The organism is Streptomyces lonarensis (assembly GCF_012033735.1).
Taxonomy (GTDB): domain Bacteria; phylum Actinomycetota; class Actinomycetes; order Streptomycetales; family Streptomycetaceae; genus Streptomyces; species Streptomyces lonarensis.
This window is the reverse complement of record NZ_JAAVJD010000236.1, coordinates 1-8293: the sequence shown is the minus strand read 5'-3', so window position 1 is coordinate 8293 and position 8293 is coordinate 1. Positions and strand designations below refer to the sequence as shown.

Below are 8293 nucleotides of genomic sequence, written 5' to 3'. Positions count from 1 at the left end.
GCGGTGCCCGGCGGCGCGCCGTGGCCGTTGGCCGCGGCGGTGGTGCTGATCGCGGCCGGGACGCTGTGCGCCGGGCTGCTCCGGGCGCGGCGTCCCGGCTCCCGCGCGGCGTTCAACTCACTCCTGGTGGTGGCGTTGTTGAACGTGGTGCTGCTGCTGACGACCAGCGGCGCGGCGAGCTGGGCGGCGTGACCGCGGCGGCAGGTCAGCGCCGGGCGGCCGGTGGTGGTTCCGGCCGCCGGCCGGGGTCATCGCGCCAGTCCGCACCCGAATCTGAGCAGAAATGGCCAACTTGTACCGCTGGGCGATTAGCATGCGCGCCCAATGGCCTCTGTCAGATAGAAGGACAGCGCTCAATGCACGAACGTGACCGAGGCTGCTCGGCCGAACCGCGGGGCGACGGCACGCGGCGGCGACCCGACGCCGACGGGTCCGCCGACGCGACCGCCGGCCTCCCGGCCGCCGCCGACGGCGACCGGCCGGTGGCGGTCACCCTGCTGCTGGGGACCGAGGTGCTGCGGCGGGGCGTCGCCTCGCTGTTGGAGCAGCTCCCCCACGTCACGCTGACCGGGTCGGCACCCGGCCCGGGCGCCCCCGAGCCGCCGCCGGGGGCGGCCGAGGTGGTCATCGTCTCGCTGCCGGAATGGCGGCGTCTCGCCGACGACGGGAACGCCGAGCACCGGCCACCGCCCGTGGTGGTGCTCATCGGCGACGACATCCGCGCCCGTGACCTCTCCTTCCCCTCCGCGCCGCCCTGCGACGGCGTGGTCTCGCTGGCCGAGGCAACAGTGGCCGTCCTGGACGACACCCTGCGCCGGGCGGTGCGCGGCGAGTTCCCGCTGCCGGGCCGACTGGCGCGGGAGTTGGTCGCGGGTGGCGGCAGACCGGGGCGCCGCCGTGAGGGCAGACCCGTCTCGTTCACCGAGCGGGAGACGGAGACCCTCGGGCTGCTCATCGAGGGGTACAGCAACAAGCAGATCGCCAAGGCGCTCGGCATCTCGGCCCACGGGGTGAAACGGCTGGTGGGCGCCATCCTGCTGAAGCTCGACGCCCCCAACCGCACCACCGCCGCCGTGATGGCGATGGACCAGCGCCTGGTCTGACCGCACCCGACCCGCCCGCGCCCGATCCCCCGGGCCGGCCGTGGACCGGGCCGTGCACCGCACCGTCCGTGCGCCGTCCGGGCCCTGCGCCGCAAGCCGGCGGGCGGGCAGCCGCGCGCGGGCGCGCCACCGTCGTGGCGGCCCCAGGGAGCCGGGCGCCGAGCGGATGCCGCCGACCGTCGCGGAGCGGAACGAGTCGTTCCCATCCTCGCCGCCGCGGCGCCGCGCGGCCACGCCCCGTTCGGGCGGCCGAACGACCCTGCCCGATCGGGTATGCCCGAAGGAGGAGGTCCCTCTCGTTCCGCACCCGGACTAAGTTGACGGCCCATGGGTGACGAACCGAACAACGGTCCAGATCAACCGGCCTTCCGGGCCAGTGGCAGCGCCCCCACCGCGGGCGGGGCGGCCGGGCCGCCGCCCTCGGCGGCACCGCGCCGACGGTTCGGCGCGCCGCGCTGAGCCGCCTGCCCCCGCATCGCCCCGCCACACCGCGGACCGCCCGGCCCACCGCTCCGGTACGGCGGCGCCCTCCCGCCCGGCACGCGGGGCGGTGACGCGGCCGCCTGAGGCCCCGACGGCCGCGGCAACAGGCTCTTTCCCCGCGTGACGCGGGCCCGGGATAGGGTCCGCCGGTCCTCCGTGTCCGCCCGCCGTGGCCGCACCGAGGTCCGCCCGCTTCGCTCGCGACAGGTTCCGGGCGTGTCGACAGCCGCCCTGGAGGCCCGTACATGAAGCACTTCCGACTGCTCGTCTTCGGCAACGCGATATCGGGGTACGGCAGTTACCTCAACATGGTGGCGCTGAACGTCTTCGTCTACACCGTCACCGGCAGCGCGTTCGCCGCGGGCATCTTCATGGCGGTACGGCTGCTGACCAGCGTCGCCGCCGGGTTCGTCAGCGGTCGGCTGGTCTCGCGCTTCGACCGCAAGGCGCTGATGATCGGATCGGACCTGATCCGCTCGGTCATGCTGCTGGTGCTGATACCGCTGCCGGACACCGCCCGGCTGCCCGTGCTGTTCGCGCTCGCCGTGGCCATGGGCGCCTGCACCACCCTGCACCAGGTGGCGCTGCGCTCCAGCGTCCCCGAGATCGTCGGCCCGGAGAAGCGGCTCAAGGCCAACGGGCTGCTGGTGACGGGACGTTCGCTCGCGATGATCGCGGGCTTCGCCTCGTCCGGCCTGGTCATCGCCCAGTTCGGCTACACCGCCGCCTTCGCCCTGAACGGCGTCACCTTCCTCATCTCCGCCATCATCCTCGCGCTGCTCCCGATCCGCACCCGCGCGGCCGTCGCCCCCGGCGGAATCGACGCCGACGGCGCCGACGGTGAAGAGGCCGGCGAGAAGGCCGGTGACGGCGGCCCCGCCGGGAAGCAGGGGGACGCCGGCCGCCGCGCCACGCGCTGGGCGTCGTGGGCGCTGCTCCGCTCGCTGCCCGTGATGGCGGCGATGATGGCCGTCCGGGGAGCCGACGGCCTCGGCTCCTCCTCGCACAACGTCGCGCTGCCCGTCTTCTCCGACGCGCTGGACCCGGCCAACCCGGCCACCTTCATGAGCCAGTTCCTCGCGACCTGGGCGATCGGGCACATCGTGGCGCAGCAGGCAACCAGCCGCTACGCCGACCGGACGGGCCACTCCTTCGGCGAGCGGGCGTTCGCGATCGGCGCCGTGGTGATGTCGGTGGCGTTCATCCTGGCGTTCACCGGACTGCCCACGGTCCCCGCCGTCGCCGTCGCGCTGATCGCCGGCATGGCCGACGGCTTCACCGAGATCGTCTACGTCACCAAGCTCCAGGAGACCCCCGACGCACAGCGCGGGCAGATGTTCGGCATCTCCGCCGCCGTGGAGAACGGCGGCTTCGGACTGGGCATGATCCTCTGCTCGCTGACGCTGGAGTTCTCCTCACCGATAGCCGTCGTCGGCCTCTTCCACGGGGTCGCGATCGCCTTCTGCCTGGGCTTCCTCGTCTTCCTCGTACGGCGCGACCGGCGCGGCAGCCGGGCCGGTGACCCCGCCGCGGTGCCACCGGCGCCCGACGGCGCCGTCTCGGAGCCGGCACCCGTCGCCACCGGGCCGGGTGCGCCGGCCGTCGAGGCCGCAGCAGCCGGGCAGGCCACCGCCGACACCCCGGCCACTGCCACCACCGACACCGCTGCCACCACCGACACCCGGGCCGCCGCGACCGGCACGACCGCGGCGGAGCCGTCCGACGCGGGCCCCGCGGCGGCCCGGCCGGCCGAGGGGGACCGGGCGTGAGCGCCGCGCCGCACCAGGAGGGTGCTCCCGCGCACGACGGCGTGGCCGTCATCGGCATGGCGTTCCGGTTCCCGGGCGCGGACACCCCCGAGGAGCTGTGGCGGATCGTCCGTGACGGCGAGGACCGGGTCGTCCACTGGACCGACGACCAGCTGCGCGCCGCCGGCGTCCCCGAGTCGGTGCGCCGCGCGGAGGGGTTCGTCGGCGCGACCGCCCCGCTGGGCGACATCGCCGGGTTCGACGCCGCCCACTTCGGCATCACCGGCCGCGAGGCGGAGGTCGTCGAACCGCAGCAGCGGCTGTTCCTGGAGTGTGCCCACCACGCCCTGGAGAACTCCGGCTACGGCCGGGAGCGGCCCGGCACCCGCACCGGCGTCTTCACCGCCACCGGCAGCTACCTCTACCCGTTGCAGAACTACCTCCTCAACAACGTGCTGCCCGACGGCGTCGAGGAGGACTGGCTCTCCCGGCTCCAGGCGCTCCTGGGCTCCCACCCCGACTTCAACGCCACCCGCGCCGCGTTCCGGCTCGGGCTGACCGGGCCGGCGGTCGGCGTGCAGACCGCGTGTTCCAGCTCGCTCGTCGCCGTGCAACTCGCCGCCCAGTCCGTCCTGGTGGGCGACTGCGACATCGCGCTGGCCGGCGCCGCGGCGGTCCACGTCCCGCAGGTGCTCGGCTACCGCTACGTGAAGGGGTCGATCCTCTCCCGCAGCGGCCGGCTGCGGGCGTTCGACGCGGACGCGGACGGGACCGTCGCCGGCAACGGGGTCGCCGCGGTGGTGCTGAAGCCACTGCGCCGCGCGCTGGCCGACGGCGACACCGTCCACGGCGTCATCCGCGGCTGGGGCGTCACCAACGACGGCTCCGACAAGCGGGCCTTCACCGCGCCGTCCGCCCGCGGGCAGGCACGGGCGATCCGGCGGGCGCTGGAGCGCGCCGGGGTCGGCGCCGGGACCGTCGGCTACCTGGAGGCGCACGGCACCGGCACCTTCAAGGGCGACCCGATCGAGTTCGAGGGGGCGACCGCCGCCTTCCGCCGCGACACCGACCGCGCGGGCTACTGCGCGCTGGGCTCCACCAAGTCCAACCTCGGTCACCTCGACACCTGTTCGGGGCTGGCCAGTCTGATCAAGACGCTGCTGGTGCTGAAGCACGCCACCGTGCCCCCGATGGCCAACTTCCGGCGCCCCAACCCCGCCCTGGACCTTGCGACCAGCCCGTTCTGGATTCCCCGCGAGGCCACCCCCTGGCCGGTCTCGGACACACCGCGCCGCGCCGGGGTCACCTCGCTCGGGGTCGGCGGCACCAACGTCCACCTCGTCGTCGAGGAGGCGCCGCCCGCCGCTCCCCGCGGCGACCGCGGGGCACCGCTGGGCGTGCTGCCGCTGTCCGCCCGCTCCCCCGCCGCCCTGACGGCCACCGTCCGCGCCTTCCGCGACCACCTCCGCCGCCATCCGCAGCTCGACATGGGGGACCTCCTCACCTCGACGGCGGGCCGGGCGCCCGGCCCGTACCGGGTCGCCGCGCAGGGCGGCACCGCGACCGAGGTCGCCGAGGAGCTGCACCGCTGGCTCGACGGCGACGCCGCCGCCGGGCCGCCGCCGGCCGGGCCCACCGAGCCGCCGCCCCGGGCGCCCCGTGTCGGTCTGCTCTTCAGCGGCCAGGGCGGGGCGCGGCCGACGGCGGTCCGCGCGCTGTACGAGCGGTACGGCGCCGTGCGGGAGGTGCTCGACCACTGCGACGCCCTGCACCGCGAGCGCTCCGGTCGCCCGCTGCTGGCGCCGCTGCTCGCTCCCGGCGACCCCGACGTCCCCTGGCCGACGGACGCCGCGCAGCCGGCGCTGTTCGCCGTGCAGTGCGCCCTGCTGGCGCTGTGGCGCCGGGCGGGTGTCCGACCGGAGGTCGTCACCGGGCACAGCGTCGGCGAGTTCGCCGCGCTCACCGCGGCCGGTGCGCTGACCGTCGAGGACGGCCTGTGGCTGACCGCCGAGCGCGGGCGGCTGATGGAGTCGCGGTGCGAGCCGGGCGGGATGGTCGCGGTCCTCGCCGACGCCGCGACGGCGGCGGCGCTGGTCGCCGAGGTGCCGCGCCTCGAACCGGCCGCCGTCAACGGGGAGCGCAACCACGTCCTCGCCGGGCCGCGGAGCGCGGTGGCGCGGCTGCGGGAGCTGCTGACGGCACGCCAGGTACCGCACCGGACGCTCCCCGTCGCGCAGGCCTTCCACACGGCGCTGCTGGAGCCCGCGCTGCCGGAGTTCGCCGAGGTACTCGCCGACACCCCGTTCTCCCCCGTCACGCTGCCGTTCGTCTCCGGGCTGGACGGCGTGGCGCGGGAGCCGGGCTGGACGCCGGACGCCGACCACCTGCTGCGGCAGGCCCGGCAACCGGTGCTGTTCCACGCCGCGTTGCACGCGGTGGACGCCGCGGGCGCCACCGCGCTGGTGGAGGTCGGCGGCGGCGGGCTCCGCGGCCTCGCCCGGCAGGCGCTGCCCGAGACGACCGCCGTGGCCACGCTGCGGGGCGGCGCCGGGCTCGACGCGCTCCGCGACGCCGCCGCGACGCTCCACCGCGCGGGCGCGCCGGTCGACTGGCACGAGCTGGCCGAGGGCGGCGGCGGGCGGCGGATACCGCTGCCCCGCCACCGCTTTCAGCACCGGACCCACTGGAAGGGCCCGGAACCCACCGTCGCAGCAGCGGCGGAACCCCCGAGGGAAGGAACGGACATGGCGGCAGAGGCCGAGGTCAGGGAAGTGCTGGCGCACGTCGTCGAGGTGACCTCCCGGGCCCTGGGAGACCGGTCGGGTGCGGTCGGGGAGGACACGTCCTTCCTCGACCTGGGCGCGGACTCGCTGCTGATGATCAACGTCCTGCGGGAGCTGGAGCAGACGTACCGGGTCAAGGTCGCCATGCGGGAGCTGTTCGACGAGGCCGTCACGCCGCGGCTGCTGGCGGCGCTGGTCGCCGGCCGCCGGGCCGACGCCGCCGCGGCGGCGCCGGCTGCGATACCTGCTCCGGAACCGGGACCGATACCCGCGCCGGCAGCCGCGCCTGTCCCCACCCCGGTCGCGCCCGTCGCGCCTGTGGCACCCGCCCCCTCCACCGCACCCGTTGCCGCCGCTCCGGTCGCCGACCCCGCAGCGGCCGACCCCGCAGCGGCCGCCCCCGCAGCGGTACCGCCTGCCGCACAGCCACCGTCGCCCGCGACCGACCACGTGACCCGGCAGGAGATGGAGGAGCTGACCCGGCAGGTCCGTCAGCTCTCCGCCATCCAGCTCCAGCTCATGGAGCAGCTGGCCCAGCTGCTCTCCCGCCAGGTCGCCACGTCGCCCACCGGGGAGCAGCGGTGACCGCCGGCGGTGGCGCGTCCGGCGCCATCGACCAGGAGCTGGCGCGCATGGCGGAGCTGGCCCAGCAGATCGCCGGCCATCTCCCGCAGCAGGCCGCGGCGGCGCCCGCGCCGCCCGCCGCCGCGACGCCCGCCCCGCCGGCGGTGCACGGCCCCCGGGTGACCGTGGCGCGCGATTCCGGCATGGTCGGCACCGCCGCCGGCGGCGGGAGCGCCGGCCCGACCCCCCAACAGGCCCACCTCGCGGAGCTGGTGGAGCGCTACACCCGCCGCACCCGGCGCTCCAAGGAGGCGGCCGCCCGCCACCGGGGTGTCCTCGCTGACAGCCGGGCGGTCGTGGGGTTCCGCAGCAGCACCAAGGAGATGCTCTACCCGATCGCCGCCCAACGGGCCGGCGGGGCGCACCTGGAGGACATCGACGGCAACCGCTACGTCGACATCACCATGGGCTTCGGCGTGCTGCTCTTCGGCCACGAGCCGGAGTTCGTCACCGAGGCGGTCCGCGAGCACCTCGCGCGGGGAGTCCGGCTGGGGCCCCGCGACCCCGCGACCGGTGAGGCCGCCGAGCTGCTCGCCGAGATCACCGGGTTGGACCGGGTCGCCTTCGCGTGCACCGGGACCGAGGCCAACGCGGGCGCGCTGCGGCTCGCCCGCGCCGCCACCGGCCGGGACACCGTCGTCGTCTTCCACAGCTCGTACCACGGCCACGCCGACAGCGTGCTGGGCCGGTCCGCCGGCAGCGGTGACGAGCGCGTCACCGTCCCGGTCTCGCCGGGCATCCCGGCGGGTGCCGTCTCCGACCTGCTGGTGCTGGACTACGGCGACCCCGAGGCGCTGGCCGCCATCGAGGCCGCGGCCGACCGGATCGCCGCCGTCGTCCTCGAACCCGTGCAGAGCCGCAACCCCGGGCTGCAACCCGTCGAGTTCGTGTCGGCGCTACGCGAGTTGACCCGCCGCCATGGCATCGTGCTGATGTTCGACGAAATGCTCACCGGCTTCCGCCCGGCGCTGCGGGGCGCCCAGGAGCTGTACGGCGTCACCCCGGACCTGGCCACCTACGGCAAGGTCCTCGGCGGCGGCTTCCCCGTCGGCGCCATCGCCGGCCGGGCCGACATCATGGACGGGGTCGACGGCGGCGCCTGGAGTTACGGCGACGCCTCCCACCCGAGCGCCGACACGACCTTCTTCGGCGGCACCTACCTCCAGCACCCGGTCTCGATGGCCGCCGCCTCGGCCGTGCTCCGGCATCTGCGCGCCGAGGGCCCCGGGCTGCAAATGCGGCTCAACGCCCGGACCGACGACTTCGCGACCACGCTGAACACCTTCTTCGAGGAGGAGGAGTTCCCGCTCCGGGTCCGGCACTTCGGCTCCCAGTTCCGGTTCGAGCACCGCGCCGACATGGAGTTGCTCTACCACCACCTCATGGTGCGCGGGGTCCACGTCTGGGAGTGGCGCAACTTCTTCCTCTCCACCGCCCACACCGACGGCGACATCGAACAGATCATGGACGCGGTACGCGGCTCGCTGCGCGAGCTGCGCGGCGCCGGCTTCTTCGCCCGCGCCGCGGCCGGTCGGCCGACGGCGCCCCACCC

Annotated in this window: 5 protein-coding genes; all 5 read left to right on the top strand. The window is 75.7% G+C overall.

Translation table 11 applies throughout. The annotated features are described in order from the left end of the window. A partial coding sequence (locus tag HCN56_RS21380) for a hypothetical protein (protein WP_209313019.1) occupies positions 1–192 on the top strand: 192 nt, incomplete at its 5' end. Between the two features lie 164 nt (positions 193–356). After that, positions 357–1103, top strand: a complete 747-nt coding sequence (locus tag HCN56_RS21375; protein ID WP_167973584.1) for a helix-turn-helix transcriptional regulator — start codon at positions 357–359, stop codon at positions 1101–1103. 728 nt (positions 1104–1831) lie between these two features. Next, positions 1832–3355 carry an MFS transporter gene (locus tag HCN56_RS21370; RefSeq protein ID WP_209313018.1) on the top strand — a complete coding sequence of 508 codons (1524 nt, stop codon included), beginning with the start codon at positions 1832–1834 and terminating at the stop codon, positions 3353–3355. Continuing rightward, a complete protein-coding gene (locus tag HCN56_RS27315) occupies positions 3352–6702 on the top strand; it encodes a type I polyketide synthase (protein ID WP_312871344.1) in 3351 nt (1116 codons plus the stop codon). Before HCN56_RS21370 ends, HCN56_RS27315 begins: the two co-directional genes overlap by 4 nt. 47 nt (positions 6703–6749) lie before the next feature. Further along, the coding region (locus HCN56_RS21360) for an aspartate aminotransferase family protein (RefSeq protein ID WP_167973586.1) at positions 6750–8293 on the top strand (1544 nt) is incomplete at its 3' end.